A 14,808-nucleotide genomic window follows, 5' to 3' on the forward strand; every position below is an offset into this window, starting at 1 on the left:
TACCCGCCGGTAATCCACCAGAATCGCGATTGCCACTGTTTGTTCGAGCTTATGAGGTGCGTAGATGCAGAGTCAGTTCGATCAGCTCCCGGATCTGTACGAGGACATGGCCGATTGGCCCTTCCGCCGATTCCTCGAGATCCCCAACTTCCTCGCCGCACTGGGCGACCTGTCCGACCGAGACGTACTGGATTTCGGTTGTGGGAACGGCATGTACTCGCGATTACTGAAGGAGAAGGGCGCTCGCCGGGTCGTCGGCTACGACGTCTCGGACGGCATGCTCGCGTTCGCCCGGGCGCGCGAGTCCGAGCAGCCACTGGGCATCGACTTCACTTCCGATCTCGGGGACGACCTGGCCGGCCAGTTCGATCTCGTCCTCGCCGTCTATGTGCTGCCGTACGCCACGACCAGGGACGAATTGCGGGTGATGTGTGAACAGATGGCCAAGCCGCTGCGCCCGGGAGGGCGCCTCGTCACCCTGCCGATCCATCCCGACTACGTGCGCGATCCGGCCTACTACGAGCGGTTCGGATTCCGCTTGACGCCTATCGGCCCGGACATCGACGGCGGAGAGGTGCAACTCGACCTGTTCGGCCCTGACGGCACCGGGCCCGACGAGGACACGGTAACTGCGTATGTGTGGACGAAGGAAAGTATCGACGAGGCGATGCACGCCGCTGGGTTCGCCATTACACAGTGGATCGACTACGGCCGGTTCCGTTCGGCCGAGGCAGACGCCCAGGAGGAACTACTGCGCGGGTACTGGGAGCGCCCGCATGCCGCGATCGTGAACTGCCGAGTGAGCTGACGCGGGTACGGTCACCCCGCCCGTGCTAGGGCTCGGGCGGGGCGGCCGCGGTGTGGCCGCGCACCAGTTCGGTCTCGAGCACCTCGATGGTCGTGACGCCGGAGTCCGAGCCCGACATCAACATCGCGCCGGCCCGTCGGCCCTTGTCCTCCTGCGGCTGGCGCACGGTGGTCAGGCCCTCGCGCAGCGCCTCCTCGATGCCGTCGAAACCCGTGATCGACAGCCGCCCCGGGACGTCGACGCCCTCGCACCGCGCCCAGTCCAGGGCGCCGAGCGCGAGGACGTCGGTGGTGCACACGAGCGCCGTGATGCGGGGATTGACGGCGAGCGCCTGCGCCGCGGCGGAGTGCCCGGCCTGCGCGGTGTGCTCGTAGCGTTCGACGACGGTGAGCGACGCGGGATCCAGGCCCGCGTCCTCCAAGGCGTCCCGGACGCCGGCGATACGCTCGCGCTGGACGTGGAAGTTCGGGGCGTGCAGGCGCTCACCCTTGGCCACGCCGTCGGAGCGGTCGCGACCGAGTCGCATGCACAGCACACCGATCTCCCTGTGCCCCAACGAGATCAGATAGTCGGCAATCTTGCGCATCGCACCGCGGTCGTCGATGCCGACGAGCGAGGCCCCCGACATCCCGCGCGGCTGGTCGCAGATGACGGTCGGCAGGTGCCGTTCACGCACCGCCGCCAGGTACGGATCGTCGTCAGCGACGGAGTACACGACGAAGCCGTCGACACCGGCCTGTTGAACCACCGCGGCGGCCTCGACGTCGTCGCGGCCGGGCCCCGCGGGAATGAGGAGCAGCCCCTGCCCCGCCGCCTCGCACGATTCGGTGAGTCCTGCGAGGAAGCTCATCGCGGCCGGATCGCGGAACGAGTAACTGAGCGCCTCGGTGAGCAACAGGCCGACGGCGCCCGCGCGCCGGGTGCGCAGCGAGCGGGCCACCGGGTCGGGCCCGGGATAGCCGCGCCGTTTGGCGGCGAGCAGCACCCGTTCGCGCAACTCCGCCGACAGCTGGTCGGGGCGGTTGTACGCGTTGGAGACGGTCGTCCGCGAGACCTTGAGTTCGGCGGCGAGCGACGCCAGGGTGGCTTGGCGGCGTGGCTGACGAGACCTTGGCATAACGGGACGGTAGCGGTTCGGGGGCCGCTGGGCGAACTGGGACGCGCGCTTGACACGAACTGATGAAGATGTGACGAGACCTGCGCGTTCACGACCTGCAGACTTCCGCTAAAGTGTAAACGGAAACGGTTACCAATAGCGTTTAGGGCCGGTTCCGGCCCGTGTCGTCTCGAAGTTGTGACCAGGAGAAAGTTGTGCGCATGTCCCGCGAAACCCGCACTTTGCGTTCGGCCGCGGCGGCCATCGGGGTGGCCCTCGCCGCGGTGACGCTGACCGCGTGCGGCAGTTCTCCCGGCTCCGACGGCAAGATCCGCGTCGTCGCCTCCACCAACGTGTGGGGCAGCGTCGCGCAGGCCGTCGCGGGCGACCGTCTCGAGGTCACCTCGATCATCGACGCGCCGTCGGCCGACCCGCACTCGTACGAGGCCAGCCCCGCGGACGCCGCGAAGATCACCGACGCGTCGCTCGTCGTCCTCAACGGCGGCGGCTACGACCAGTTCGTCGAGGACATCCTCGGCACGGCCGGCGCCAAGCCCACCGTCGACGCGTTCGAGCTGCACGAGGCGCAGACCGGCACGCACACCGACACGACGGAGTCCCCCAGCCACGACGGTCACGATCATGGTGCCGTCAACGAGCACGTCTGGTATGACATGCCCACCGTCGACGCGACCGCGACCGCGATCGCCGAGCAGCTCGGCAAGCTCGATCCCGAGGGCGCCGACACCTACACCCGCAACGCCGAGGCGTTCCGCGCGCAGCTGCGCGAGGTGTCGGCCACGACGGCCGGGGTCGCGTCCGCGCACCGCGACGCCCCGATCGCGCAGACCGAGCCGATCGCGCACTACCTGGTGCAGGCCGCGTCGCTGACCGACCTCACGCCCGCCGCGTTCACCAACGCGGTCGAGAACGGCACCGACCCGTCGCCCGCGTCGATCGCCGAGACCCGGCAGCTGTTCTCCGACAAGAAGGTCCGCGCCCTCGTCTACAACACGCAGACCGAGGACAAGGTCACCCGGAACATGCGCGAGACCGCGCAGGCCGCCGGCATCCCCGTCGTCGAGGTCACCGAAACCCTGCCCGAGGGCATGGACTTCGTGCAGTGGCAGACCCGGGCCGCGCAGTCGCTCGCCGACGCCCTGAACTCCGCATCATGAGCACAGCGAGCACAATCACGACCGACACCACGCCGCCCGCCGTCGAACTGCGCGACGCGCGCCTGTCCTTCGGTGACCGCACCCTGTGGTCGAACCTGAACCTGTCCGTGCAGCAGGGCGAGTTCATCGCGGTCCTCGGCCCCAACGGGTCGGGCAAGACGTCGCTGCTCAAGGTCCTGCTCGGGCAGCTCGCGCCGACGTCGGGCACGGTGCGGATCGCCGGCACCCCGGCACGGGCCGGGAACGCGAACGTCGGGTACGTGCCGCAGCAGAAGTCGCTCGACGACGGCCTGCCGTTGCGCGGGCGCGACCTCGTCGGACTCGGCGTCGACGGACACCGCTGGGGCATCGGGCTGTCGGGCCGGGCCAAGCGGCGCGCGATCGTCGACTCCGCCATCGCCCAGGTGGGCGCGCAGGCCTACGCCGATGCCCCGATCGGGTCGATGTCCGGCGGCGAGCAGCAGCGGCTGCGGATCGCGCAGGCCCTCGTCGGCGACCCCAAGGTGCTGCTCTGCGACGAGCCGTTGCTCAGCCTCGACCTCGCGAACCAGCACCGCGTCTCCGAGCTGATCGACCGGCGGCGCCGCGAACACGACACCGCCGTCCTGTTCGTCACCCACGAGATCAACCCGATCCTGCCGCTCGTCGACCGCGTGCTCTACCTCGTCGACGGCCAGTTCAAGATCGGCACCCCCGAGGAGGTCATGACCTCCGAGGTGCTGTCCGAGCTGTACCGCACCGACGTCGAGGTGCTGCACGTGCGCGGCCGGCTCGTCGTCGTCGGCACCGGCGACACCATCGATGCGCTCGGCAGCGGCGGCGGGCCGCGCCCCGGCGAGGGCGTCCACCACACCGAGGACCACGCATGAGCAACAAGTTCACCGAGGCGATGTCGCACCTGCTCGACTTCTCCGCGACCGCCGATCTGCTGCGGTACGACTTCGTGCAGCAGGCGCTGATCGCCGGCGCGATCCTGGGACTGCTCGCCGGCGTGATCGGCCCGCTGATCGTCAGCCGGCAGATGTCGTTCGCGGTCCACGGGACGTCGGAGCTGTCGCTGACCGGTGCGTCGGCGGCGCTGCTGATCGGCGTCGGTGTCGGGATCGGCGCAGTCGTCGGATCCGTGATCGCGGCCGTGTTGTTCGGCTTGCTGGGAACCAAGGCGCGGGAACGCGATTCGGTGATCGGCGTGATCATGGCGTTCGGCCTGGGGCTGTCCGTGCTGTTCCTATGGGCCTACGACGGCCGTGCCGGCACCAGCTTCTCGCTGCTGGTGGGACAGATCGTCGCGCCCGGCAATTCGGGCCTGGCGCTGCTGCTGCTGTGCGCCGTCGTCGTGCTCGGCACGCTGTCGGTGATCTACCGCCCGTTGCTGTTCGCCAGCACCGACCCCGAGGTGGCCGCCGCCCGCGGCGTCCCGGTGCGGGGCCTGTCGATCGTGTTCGCGGTCCTGGTCGGTATCACCGCCGCGATGGGCGTCCAGATCGTCGGCGCACTGCTCGTGATGGCGCTGCTGATCACCCCGGCCGCCGCGGCCGCGCAGGTCACCGCGAGCCCGCTGCGCGCGACCGTGCTCGCGGTCGTGTTCGCCGAACTCGCCGCCGTCGGAGGCATCCTGCTCTCCCTCGCACCGGGGGTGCCGGTGTCGACGTTCGTCACCACGATCTCGTTCGTGATCTACCTGGTGTGCCGCGCGATCGGGTCGGCCCGGCGCCGGTCGGCGGGGCGCGTCGTCGTCCCGGCCGGGGAGCACGTCCACGCGTGACAGTTTCACCGACGCCGCAGGGCGGCGGGTTGATGGATCGACTGTCCATCGCCCGCCGCCCTGTGTCGTTCCCGGCCGACCGGCTACTCCTGCACGGACGGCTGGGCCTCGTAGGTGACCCAGTTCGTACGCTTCGCGAGGGTGTCGTAGAGCGCCTGAGCCTGGTGGTTGTCCTCGGCGGTCACCCACTGCACCAGCGAGCGCCCTTCCGCGGTGGCCATTTCGGTGAGACGCCCGATCAGGGCCCGTCCGACGCCCCGGCCTCGAGCGGCAGGGTCGGTGAACAGGTCGTCGAGGAAGATTCCGGTGGTGCCGGTGTACGGCGAGGAGAAGCGGCGGTGGTGCGCGAACCCGAGGATCGAGCCGTCCGATTCCGCGACGAGGGCCTTGCATTCGTGCCGGGGATCCATGAACCAGCCCCAGGCGCGGGAGACGACCTCCTCCGACTCGGGCAGTTCGTAGAACTCGCGGTACTCGCGGAAGAGGACGCGCCAGCGTTGCTCGTCGGCGGGGAGGAGGGGCCGGATCGTCGGGGTGGTGGTTGCCATGGTGGCGCTCCTGTCGTGTTCGAGGGTCGTGCGATATGGGCAGGGGTGTCCCGCTACCGGCAGGCGGCAGCGATCAGCTCTCGGAGGTGGGCGGCTTCGGGCTCCCCGAGGGGGAGCTGGGGCAGACGCGGAGGCCCCGCCTCGACGCCGATGCTGCGGAGCCCGGACTTGATCGTGGTCGGGAGCCCACGGCTGACGATCATGTCGAGGAAGGGACGGATCCGGCGGAAGAGATCGGCGGCCTCGTCGTCCTTCCCGGCGGTGATCGCGCGATGGAACTCGACGATCCGGTCCGGGATCAGGCACGGCGCCGCCGTGCACCACCCGGCGGCGCCCGCTCGAAAAGCCTCCTGCGCGAGCGGGTTACTGCCGTTGAAGAACGGGAGCGTGCCACCGCTGAGGTCGTCGAGTCGGCGCATGCGCGTGATGTCTCCGCTGGACTCCTTGACCATCGTGACGTTCTCGACGGTCGCGACCAGGTCGAACAGAAACTCCGCGGACATGTCGATGCCCGTGGTGGCCGGATTGTTGTAGACCATCACCGGGATGCCGACCGCGCCGGCGAGGGTGGTGAAGTGCTGCCGGATCTCCTGCTCGGTGAGGCGCCAGTACGAGATGGGCAGCGCCATCACTGCCGTGGCGCCGAGACGCTCGGCGATCTGCGCTCGACGGACCGTGCCGGCGGTCGTGAGGTCGGAGACTCCCACGACGGTCGGCACCCGACCGTCGACGTGCTGGATGGTTTCGGCCGCGACTGTGATCCACTCGTTGCGGTCGAGGTAGGCGCTCTCCCCGGTGCTTCCGAGGGGCGCGATCGCGTCCACACCCGCATCGATCATGCGATCGAGCAGCAGGTGCAGGACGGCGACGTCGATCCTGCCGGGGTCGCGATTGTCGAACGGTGTCACGGGATACGCGACGATTCCGCTGATCGTGGTCAAAGTGCACTCCAAGCTGGTTCGAGGTTGGGGGTCGGCGGGTCAGTGGCGGTCGATAGCGTCCGGGTGCGAGCGCAGGGCCTTGCGCGCGTAGTAGCCGAAGTTGGCTTCGCTGCGTCGGGGCGTCAGGGTCCAGTCGTGAGCTTCCTTGGCCAGCCGCCGAGGAAGCGGCTTGATCTCGCCGGCCGCCATGGCGAGCAACTGCAGTCGGGCCGCACGTTCGATCAGGTGCGCCAACGAGCAGGCCTCCTCGATGGTGTCTCCGACGACGAGCTGCCCGTGGTGCGCGAGCAGGATCGCGCGCTTGTCGCCCAGTGCGGCAGCGATGATCTCGCCCTCCTCGTTGCCCACGGGCACACCCGGCCAGTCGGGGAGGAACGCGCAGTCGTCGTAGAGGGGCGCTGTGTCCATCTGCGAAACCTGCAGTGGGATCTCGAGCATCGACAACGCCGCCGCGTGCAGCGGATGCGTGTGGACGATGCAGTTCACGTCCGGCCGCGCCCGGTAGATCCAGCTATGGAACCTGTTGGCCGGGTTGGCCATTCCACCGCCCTCGAGAACCTCGAGGTCCTCGTCGACGAGTAGCAGGTTCCCTTCGGTGATCTCGTCGAAACCGAGACCCAGTCGCTGCGTCAGGAACGTCCCCGGCTCCGTGCCGCGCGCGGAAATCTGCCCCGCCAGACCGGAGTCGTGCCCGGCATCGAAGAGCGCACGACACGTGAGGGCGATCTTCTGCCGGTCCGTCCAGTGCTCGGTCGGGACCTCGGTGAGCATTGCCGCCTTGGCGGTCTCCATCAGCTCGGCCTTGCCGAGCCTCTTCGTCGTCGCCATTCTCGGGACTCCCTTTCAACCGGAACGAATAGGTGACACAAGAAGCACTATAGGACACAAGGTGTCCTATAGTGCAACCGAGTAGATCGATCGTTAGGGTGGGAGGGCGCGCGGAGACGCCTGTCTACGCAGAGCACGAGCGAGAGAGAGGTTTCGACGGATGGCGGCGCTACTGAGGTCGCATCGACGCCGGGCAGGCCTGACCCTGGAGTCCCTCGCCGAGGACACCGGGCTGACCAAGAGCTACCTGTCGAAGATCGAGCGCGGAATCAGCACGCCCTCGATCGCGGTGGCGCTGAAGATCGCGCGGGCCCTGGACGCCGACGTCAGCCAGCTGTTCTCCGACACCCCCGACAACAGCGTGATGGCGATCGAGCGCCGCGGCGAACGCGCACAGGTCGACGACAGCGACGACAGCGCCGTCTACGATGCGATCGCGACCCGCATGATCGGTAAAGCCATGCAGCCGTTCATCGTTCATCCGACGACGCAGATCCGCTCCGACTACATGGAGCACCCCGGTGAGGAGTTCATCTTCGTCAAGGAGGGAACCGTCGAGGTGACCATTCCCAATCAGGTCATCACCCTCGACGCAGGCGACAGCCTCTACTTCGACGCCAACACACCGCATCGAGTCCGATCGGTGTCGCCGGCGCGGGCCGTCCTGGTGGTGGTCGTCCACGACCGGAACGGCTGTTCCGCGCCGTAGACACACGCTCGGCCTGACCCACAGCACCATCACTGGCGTCCGTGGCCCGGGGGAACGTCGCGGCAGATCCTCACGGGGCGGCCCGCCGCACGGTAGCGGGGCGCGTCGTCGCCCCTGCCGGGCAGCACGTCCACGCCTGACAGCGGCCCAGGATCTACATTATGTCGGTGATCGATCTCAACAGCGACCTCGGCGAGAGCTTCGGCGCGTGGACCCTCGGCGACGACGCGGCGATGCTCGACCTCGTCACGAGCGCGAACGTCGCGGGCGGGTTCCACGCCGGCGACCCGGCCACCCTGCTGCGCACGTGCCACGATGCGGCCGAGCGGAGTGTGCGGATCGGTGCGCAGGTCGGCTACCGCGACCTCGCCGGGTTCGGGCGCCGGTTCATCGACGTGGCGCAGGCGGACCTGACCGCCGACGTGATCTACCAGATCGGTGCGCTCGACGCGTTGGCCCGCACCGCCGGCTCGTCCGTCACCTACGTCAAGCCGCACGGCGCGCTGTACAACGCGATCGTCCACCACCGCGTCCAGGCCCGCGCCGTGGTCGCGGCCGTGCGGGCGGTGAACCCGTCGCTGCCGGTGCTGGGCCTCCCCGGATCGGTCTTCCTCGAGGAGGCCGAGGCGGCCGGATTGCGCACCGTCACCGAGGCGTTCGCCGACCGCGCCTACACGCCCGCGGGCACGCTGGTCCCGCGCACCGAACCGGGCGCGGTCGTGCACGACCCCGACACCGTCGCGGCACGAGTGCTGCAGCTCGTCACCACCGGGACGATCGAGGCGATCGACGGCACCCGGATCGCGGTCCCGGCGGAGACGATCTGCGTGCACGGGGACACACCCGCCGCCGTCGAGATGGCCACGGCCATCCGCAAGCTGCTCGACGACGAGAAGATCCACGTGAATCCGTTCGTGTGATGCGCATCCTCGACATGGGCGACCGGGCACTCCTGGTCGAATTCGACGGCCTCGACACCACACTCGCCCACTACCGCGGGCTCGCGTCGAACCGGCACCCGGCCGTCACCGACCTCGTACCCGCGGCCCGCACGATCCTCGTGCGGTTCGGTGGCACCCGCCCGGACCGGATCGCGGCATGGGTGCGCTCGACCGCCCCGCTGGCCGCCGACGCGCTGTCCGCGCTCGATCCGGTCGAGATCCCGGTCCGGTACGACGGACCCGACCTGACCGAAGTCGCCGAGCTCACCGGACTCGGCGTCGACGGCGTGATCACCGCCCACACCACACGGACCTGGACGGTGGCATTCGTCGGCTTCAGCCCCGGGTTCGGCTACCTCGTCGGCGGGGACACCGGCCTGCACGTTCCCCGCCGCTCGTCGCCCCGCACGAGTGTCCCGGTCGGCGCCGTCGGGCTGGCTGGAGACTTCTCGGGCATCTACCCCCGCAGTTCCCCCGGCGGCTGGCAGTTGATCGGCACCGCCGCCGAGCGCATGTGGGACGTCGACCGCGACCCGCCGGCGCTGCTGCAGCCGGGGGCCGCGGTCCGGTTCGTCGCGGTCTGACGTCACACCCGGGACTGCACCGCGGCCCGCAGTTCGTGTTTGCGGGTCTTGCCGGTCGCGGTCTTGGGCAGGGCGTCGAGCAGTACCACCCGCTTCGGAACCCGGAAGCCCGCGAGGGTCGCCCGGGCATGTTCGACGATCCGGTCCGCCAGCCCCTCGTCCGCATCCGGCGCCGGCACGACCGCGACACACACGGCCTCGCCCCACCGCTCGTCCGGCACCCCGATCACCGAACACTCGAGCACGCCGGGGACGTTCGCCACCACACGCTCGACCTCGATCGAGGAGACGTTCTCGCCACCGGTCTTGATGATGTCCTTGAGCCGGTCCGTGAACCAGACGACACCTTCGTCGTCGAGATGGCCGATGTCGCCGCTGTGGAACCACCCGTGCGCGAAGGCCTTCGTGTTCGCGTCGGTGTTGTTCCAGTAGCCGCTGCACACGTGCGGGCCCCGGTAGACGATCTCCCCCGTCTCTCCCGGCGACAGGAGGCGCCCGTCGGGATCCATGATCGCGACCTCGACGGTGGGGACCGGCGGACCCCACGAGCCGGCCTTGGTGTGGCGGTGCTCGGGCCACTGCAGCACGGTCGCGGGCACCACCTCGGTCTGCCCGGATCCGAGAACCACTGCGGCGTTGGGGAACGCTGTGTCGACACGGTCCAGGACGTCCGCGGGCATCTGAGCCATCGCGTAGATGCACAGCCGAACCGATCCGACGTCCCGCGGCGCGGCGTCGTTGACGTCGACGAGCGCCTTCCACATGATCGGCAGCAGCATCGCGTGCGTGACATCGTGGCGTTCGATCGCGTCGAGCATCTCCGCGGGGTCGAAGCGCCCGGGCAGCACCACCCGGCCCCCGGTCAGGAGGGTCGGCAGGACGAGGGCATTGAGTCCGGTCGTGTGGAAGAGCGGCAGTACGTTCAGCAGCGTCGCGGGCTCGGCACCCCACGAACCGCCCTGCAGCAGGGCGTTGGTCAGGCCACCGATCATCACCGAGACATGGCTGGTGAGAACACCTTTCGGCCTCGATGTGGTGCCCGACGTGTACAGGCACTGAACGCAGTCCCGGTCCTCGACCGCGACCTCGATACGGCTGACCTGCGCCTTGGAGGCCAGCGCCTCCCACCGCTCGACGGGCCGGCCCGCGATCTCGTCGACATCGGCGTCGACGACGACCACCATCTTCACCGAATCCAGTTTCGGCAGAAAGGATTCGAGCAAGGGCACGAAGGGAGCATCCGCGACCACGACAGCGGCATCGGAATCACGCAGAATCCATTCGATGTCGTCGGCAGTGAGGGCGATGCTCACCGGCATCGCGACGAGAGCCGACTTGGCGCAGGCGAAGTAGGTGGAGATCAGTTTCCACCCGTCGAACATGAGCATCGCCACCGGCTGCTGCCGCTCGATCCCCGCGTCGAGAAAGGCCCGCCCCAGGGCCTCCGCCGCCGCGTCGAGTCGGGCATAGCTGATCGACGCCCCGCGGTCGACGATCGCTTCACGGTCTCCGAATACGCGCGCGACCCGAGTCAACGCGTCCCCCACACTCACACGGGTGGCGAGATTCACCTCCAGCGAATCAACACCGGACAGATCGGATTTCACAGGCGCTGACCTTCCTTCTGCAGAAGCGGACCGAAGCGAAACACAAGCGACCCGGACGGCTCCACGACCACACGGGGCGTGAGGTAGATCACGTTTCGACCGGGCCGCGGCCAGCATTTCATCCGACACCAAAGAAAGCAAGCATGCGTGCTTGTTATTTGCACGTCCCGGTCGACGACGGGGAGCCGTACCCGCCGCCGCCCGGCGTCTCGACGACGAGTACGTCACCGGGCTGCACGTCGACCGAGTCGCAGGCCTTCATGTGGAGGGCGGTGCCGTCGGCGCGCTCGACACGGTTGCTGCCCAGCCCGCCGGGGGAGCCGCCGGCCATTCCGTACGGCGGTACCCGCCGATGGCCGGACAGGGTGCTCACCGTCATCGGTTCCTGAAACCGTAGTCGGCGGACGGCTCCGTCGCCGCCGCGCCAGCGTCCGTCCCCGCCGCTGCCGCGTCGGATCGAGAAGTCCTCCAGGACAACGGGAAGGCGCCATTCGAGTACTTCCGGATCGGTCAACCTGGAGTTCGTCATGTGCGTCTGCACCACAGATGCTCCGTCGAACCCGTCGCCCGCGCCGGACCCCGAGCCGAGGGTCTCGTAGTACTGGTACCTCTCGTTGCCGAACGTGACGTTGTTCATCGTCCCGGATCCTTCGGCCTGCACACCGAGGGCACCGTAGAGCGCGCCGGTCACCGCTTGCGAGGTCTCGACGTTGCCGGCGACGACCGCAGCCGGATGGCTCGGAGAGAGCATCGACCCCTCGGGGATGATGATCCGCAGTGGCCGCAGGCAGCCGTCGTTGAGCGGGATGTCGTCTGCGACGAGGGTCCGGAACACATACAACACGGCGGCTGTCACGACGGACGACGGCGCATTGAAGTTCGAATCGAGTTGCGGCGAGGTTCCGGTGAAGTCGATTGTCGCCGAGCGTTGCTGCCGATCCACGGTCACACGCACAGCGATCACCGCGCCGGAGTTGGTTTCGTACCGATACGATCCCTCGTCGAGGGCATCGATTACCAGGCGGACGGACTCCTCGGCGTTGTCCTGCACGTGCCGCATGTATGCCTGGACGACATCGAGGCCGAAATGGTCGATCATCTTCGCGACCTCCTCGACCCCCTTGGCGTTGGCGGCGATCTGTGCGCGCAGATCAGCGAGATTTGTGTCCGCATTCCGTGACGGGTACGGCGCGCTCGTCAGCAAGTGCAGCGTCTCGGCCTCGCGGAGGCGGCCGTCGCGGGTCAGCAGCCAGTTGTCGAACAGCACGCCTTCCTCATCGATCGTGCGACTCGTGGCGGGCATCGAGCCCGGGGTGAGTCCGCCGATCTCCGCGTGGTGGCCGCGAGAGGCGACGTAGAAGAGGATCTGCGCGCCTGCGTCATCGAAAACGGGTGTTATCACGGTGATGTCGGGGAGGTGTGTGCCACCGTGGTAGGGGTCGTTGACGGCGTAGACGTCGCCCCGCCGTATCTGTCCGGCGCGGCGACGGGCGACTTCCTTGACGCTGCTGCCCATCGAACCGAGGTGGACGGGAATGTGCGGGGCGTTTGCGATGAGATTGCCGTCCGGATCGAACAACGCACACGAGAAGTCGAGCCGTTCCTTGATGTTGACCGACTGCGCGGTCGACTCCAGTGCGGCACCCATCTGTTCGGCGATCGACATGAACAGGTTGTTGAAGATTTCCAGCATGACCGGGTCGGCGTGGGTGCAGACCTTCGCTTCGCCGGGGGCGACGACCCGCTCGAGCACGAGGTGCCCGGATGCCGTGAGAGTGCCCCGCCAGCCGTGGTCCACCACGGTGGTCGAGTTGGCCTCGGCCAGGATCGCCGGACCATTCACCGCGTCCCCGGGCCGCATCCGCTCCCTCTCGTACAGTGGTGCGTCGCACCAGGATCCGCGCTCGTACATCCGCACGGCCTCGAGTGCCTCCGTCGGCGCGCCGTCCGCCGGCGCACCGACGCCGGACAGGTCCGGCTGACTGGTCAGGCCGGTCGCCTCGACCGCGACCGCATCGACGATCAGCGGACGGTCCATCAGGAACGAGTACGTCCTGAGGTGAATCTTCTCGAACTCCGCAACCATGGCCTCGAGATCGGCCAGTGGGACCGGCACCGTCGTGTCCGTGCCGTCATACCGCAGATGCGCATGACGGGTCGTTCGGATCCGCTCCGGCGGGACGCCCTCGTCGAGCAGTTCTGCGCTGGCACGTGATTCCAGGGTTTCCGCCACCTCGCTCAGCCGCGCCATGGCGTCCGGTTCGAGTGTGGTGACCACCGATTGCTCGCGCATGGCGGTGGTGTCGGCCAGTCCCATGCCGAGCGCCGACAAAACACCGGCCATCGGCGGGACCAGCACCGTGCGAATGCCGAGCGAATCGGCCACCGCGCAGGCGTGCTGTCCGCCGGCGCCGCCGAAGGTGGTCAGCACGTACCCGGTGATGTCGTGTCCCTTCTGCACCGAGATGTGCTTGACCGCATTCGCCATGTTCGCCACCGCGATGCGCAGGAAGCCCTCGGCCACCTGCTCCGGCGAGCGGTCGTCACCGGTCGCCGTGCGGATCTCGGCGGCCAACTCGGCGAAACGACGCCGCACGACGTCGCGGTCGAGCGGCTGATCGTTGTCCGGGCCGAACACATGAGGGAAATGTTCGGGCTGGATGCGGCCGAGCATCACGTTGGCGTCCGTGACGGCCAGCGGTCCGTCGCCGCGGTAACAGGCGGGTCCGGGGTCGGCGCCGGCCGAGTCCGGACCCACCCGGTACCGGCCGCCGTCGAAGTGGAGGATCGACCCGCCACCGGCGGCGACGGTGTGGATGTCGAGCATCGGTGCCCGCAACCGGACCCCGGCCACCTGGGTGTCGAACACCCGCTCGAACTCGCCGGCGAAGTGTGAGACGTCGGTGGAGGTGCCGCCCATGTCGAAGCCGATCACCTTGTCGAAGCCCGCCAGCCGCGACATCCTCACCATGCCGACAATGCCCCCCGCCGGGCCTGACAGAATCGCGTCCTTGCCCCGGAAGTGTCCGGCCTCGGCGAGCCCGCCGTTGGACTGCATGAACATCAGGCGCACGCCCGGCAGCTGCTGCGCCACCCGATCGACGTAGCGCCGCAACACGGGCGAAAGGTATGCGTCCACGACGGCCGTGTCTCCCCGCGGTATCAGCTTCATCAGCGGGCTCGCCACACTCGACAGGGAGATCTGCGAGAACCCGACCCTCCTCGCCAGTTCGCCGATCGCGGTTTCGTGCGCCGGGTACAGATGGCTGTGCATGCACACGACCGCGAGCGCGTCGAAGCCGTCGTCGTGCGTTCGCTGCAGGTCGCCGGACAGCCGGTCCAGATCGGGTTCACGCAGAACGGTGCCGTCGGCCGTGATCCGCTCGTCGACCTCGATCACCCGCTCGTACAGCAGTTCCGGCAAGACGATGTGCCGGTCGAAGATCCGTGGCCGATTCTGGTAGCCGATGCGCAGTGCGTCACCGAATCCCTTCGTTATGACCAGGGCCGTGCGCGCTCCGGCGCGTTCGAGCAGTGCGTTGGTGGCCACCGTAGTGCCCATCCGCACCTGCTCGACCTGGTCGGCGGTGACCGCATCGTTCGTGGAGATACTGAGTAGCGCCCGGATACCGGCCACAGCCGCGTCGGAGTACCGGGCCGGATTCTCGGACAGCAACTTGTGAGTGACCAGAGAGCCGTCCGGACGACGGCCGACGATGTCGGTGAACGTGCCCCCGCGGTCAACCCAGAATTCCCAACCGTCTGCAGCCACCGGCTCTCCCTACGCGAGTGCTTGGCATCAA

13 protein-coding genes are annotated in these 14,808 nt (G+C 68.5%); 7 read left to right on the forward strand and 6 right to left on the reverse strand.

What is annotated here, in order from left to right:
- Positions 1-64 precede the first annotated feature (64 nt).
- Complete coding sequence (locus tag ABI214_RS10555; protein WP_348609878.1) at positions 65-808, forward strand: class I SAM-dependent DNA methyltransferase; 744 nt, start codon at positions 65-67, stop codon at positions 806-808.
- Between the two features lie 25 nt (positions 809-833).
- Here the strand turns inward: ABI214_RS10555 and ABI214_RS10560 are convergent, their stop codons facing one another.
- Positions 834-1,925 (reverse strand): LacI family DNA-binding transcriptional regulator, encoded by a 1,092-nt coding sequence (locus tag ABI214_RS10560; protein ID WP_348609881.1) that lies wholly within the window; start codon positions 1,923-1,925, stop codon positions 834-836.
- A 200-nt stretch (positions 1,926-2,125) separates the two neighbouring features.
- On the opposite strand from ABI214_RS10560, the gene ABI214_RS10565 reads away from it, so the two are divergent.
- From ABI214_RS10565 to ABI214_RS10575, 3 genes are read left to right on the forward strand one after another with little or no spacing between them, the layout of a single operon-like run.
- A complete protein-coding gene (locus ABI214_RS10565; RefSeq protein WP_348609884.1) occupies positions 2,126-3,082 on the forward strand; it encodes a metal ABC transporter solute-binding protein, Zn/Mn family in 957 nt (318 codons plus the stop codon).
- Positions 3,079-3,951, forward strand: coding sequence for a metal ABC transporter ATP-binding protein (locus ABI214_RS10570; protein WP_348609886.1), 873 nt, complete (start codon positions 3,079-3,081; stop codon positions 3,949-3,951). Before ABI214_RS10565 ends, ABI214_RS10570 begins: the two co-directional genes overlap by 4 nt.
- Positions 3,948-4,847, forward strand: a complete 900-nt coding sequence (locus tag ABI214_RS10575; protein ID WP_280762863.1) for a metal ABC transporter permease — start codon at positions 3,948-3,950, stop codon at positions 4,845-4,847. Before ABI214_RS10570 ends, ABI214_RS10575 begins: the two co-directional genes overlap by 4 nt.
- An 83-nt stretch (positions 4,848-4,930) precedes the next feature.
- On the opposite strand, the gene ABI214_RS10580 is transcribed toward ABI214_RS10575, so the two are convergent.
- Genes ABI214_RS10580 through ABI214_RS10590 form a run of 3 tightly spaced genes read right to left on the reverse strand, consistent with a single transcriptional unit; the run spans position 4,931 to position 7,164 of the window.
- Entirely contained in the window at positions 4,931-5,395 is a 465-nt protein-coding gene (locus ABI214_RS10580; RefSeq protein WP_348609890.1) for a GNAT family N-acetyltransferase, read from the reverse strand.
- Between the two features lie 53 nt (positions 5,396-5,448).
- On the reverse strand, positions 5,449-6,336 hold the full coding sequence (locus tag ABI214_RS10585; protein WP_348609893.1) for a dihydrodipicolinate synthase family protein: 888 nt from the start codon (positions 6,334-6,336) through the stop codon (positions 5,449-5,451).
- Positions 6,337-6,375: 39 nt separating this feature from the next.
- Positions 6,376-7,164, reverse strand: a complete 789-nt coding sequence (locus ABI214_RS10590; protein ID WP_348609896.1) for an aldolase — start codon at positions 7,162-7,164, stop codon at positions 6,376-6,378.
- Between the two features lie 160 nt (positions 7,165-7,324).
- Here ABI214_RS10590 and ABI214_RS10595 point away from each other — a divergent pair, with 160 nt between their 5' ends.
- The 3 genes from ABI214_RS10595 to ABI214_RS10605 all read left to right on the forward strand — a co-directional run bounded on the left by ABI214_RS10595 (position 7,325) and on the right by ABI214_RS10605 (position 9,398).
- Positions 7,325-7,873, forward strand: a complete 549-nt coding sequence (locus tag ABI214_RS10595) for a helix-turn-helix domain-containing protein (RefSeq protein WP_348609899.1) — start codon at positions 7,325-7,327, stop codon at positions 7,871-7,873.
- A gap of 161 nt (positions 7,874-8,034) precedes the next feature.
- Entirely contained in the window at positions 8,035-8,793 is a 759-nt protein-coding gene (locus ABI214_RS10600; protein ID WP_348609902.1) for a LamB/YcsF family protein, read from the forward strand.
- Positions 8,793-9,398: a 5-oxoprolinase subunit B family protein gene (locus ABI214_RS10605; protein WP_348609905.1), complete on the forward strand. Its 606-nt coding sequence runs from the start codon at positions 8,793-8,795 to the stop codon at positions 9,396-9,398. The genes ABI214_RS10600 and ABI214_RS10605 overlap by 1 nt, the downstream gene beginning before the upstream one ends.
- 2 nt (positions 9,399-9,400) lie before the next feature.
- Here ABI214_RS10605 and ABI214_RS10610 read toward each other — a convergent pair whose 3' ends face one another.
- Together ABI214_RS10610 and ABI214_RS10615 are read right to left on the reverse strand one after the other, a co-directional pair.
- The gene (locus ABI214_RS10610) at positions 9,401-11,005 is read right to left on the reverse strand and encodes a class I adenylate-forming enzyme family protein (RefSeq protein ID WP_348609908.1); all 1,605 of its coding nucleotides are present in this window, start codon (positions 11,003-11,005) and stop codon (positions 9,401-9,403) included.
- A gap of 154 nt (positions 11,006-11,159) precedes the next feature.
- Positions 11,160-14,777, reverse strand: a complete 3,618-nt coding sequence (locus ABI214_RS10615; protein WP_348609911.1) for a hydantoinase B/oxoprolinase family protein — start codon at positions 14,775-14,777, stop codon at positions 11,160-11,162.
- Between the last annotated feature and the right edge of the window lie 31 nt (positions 14,778-14,808).

The organism is Prescottella soli (assembly GCF_040024445.1).
Lineage (GTDB): Bacteria > Actinomycetota > Actinomycetes > Mycobacteriales > Mycobacteriaceae > Prescottella > Prescottella soli.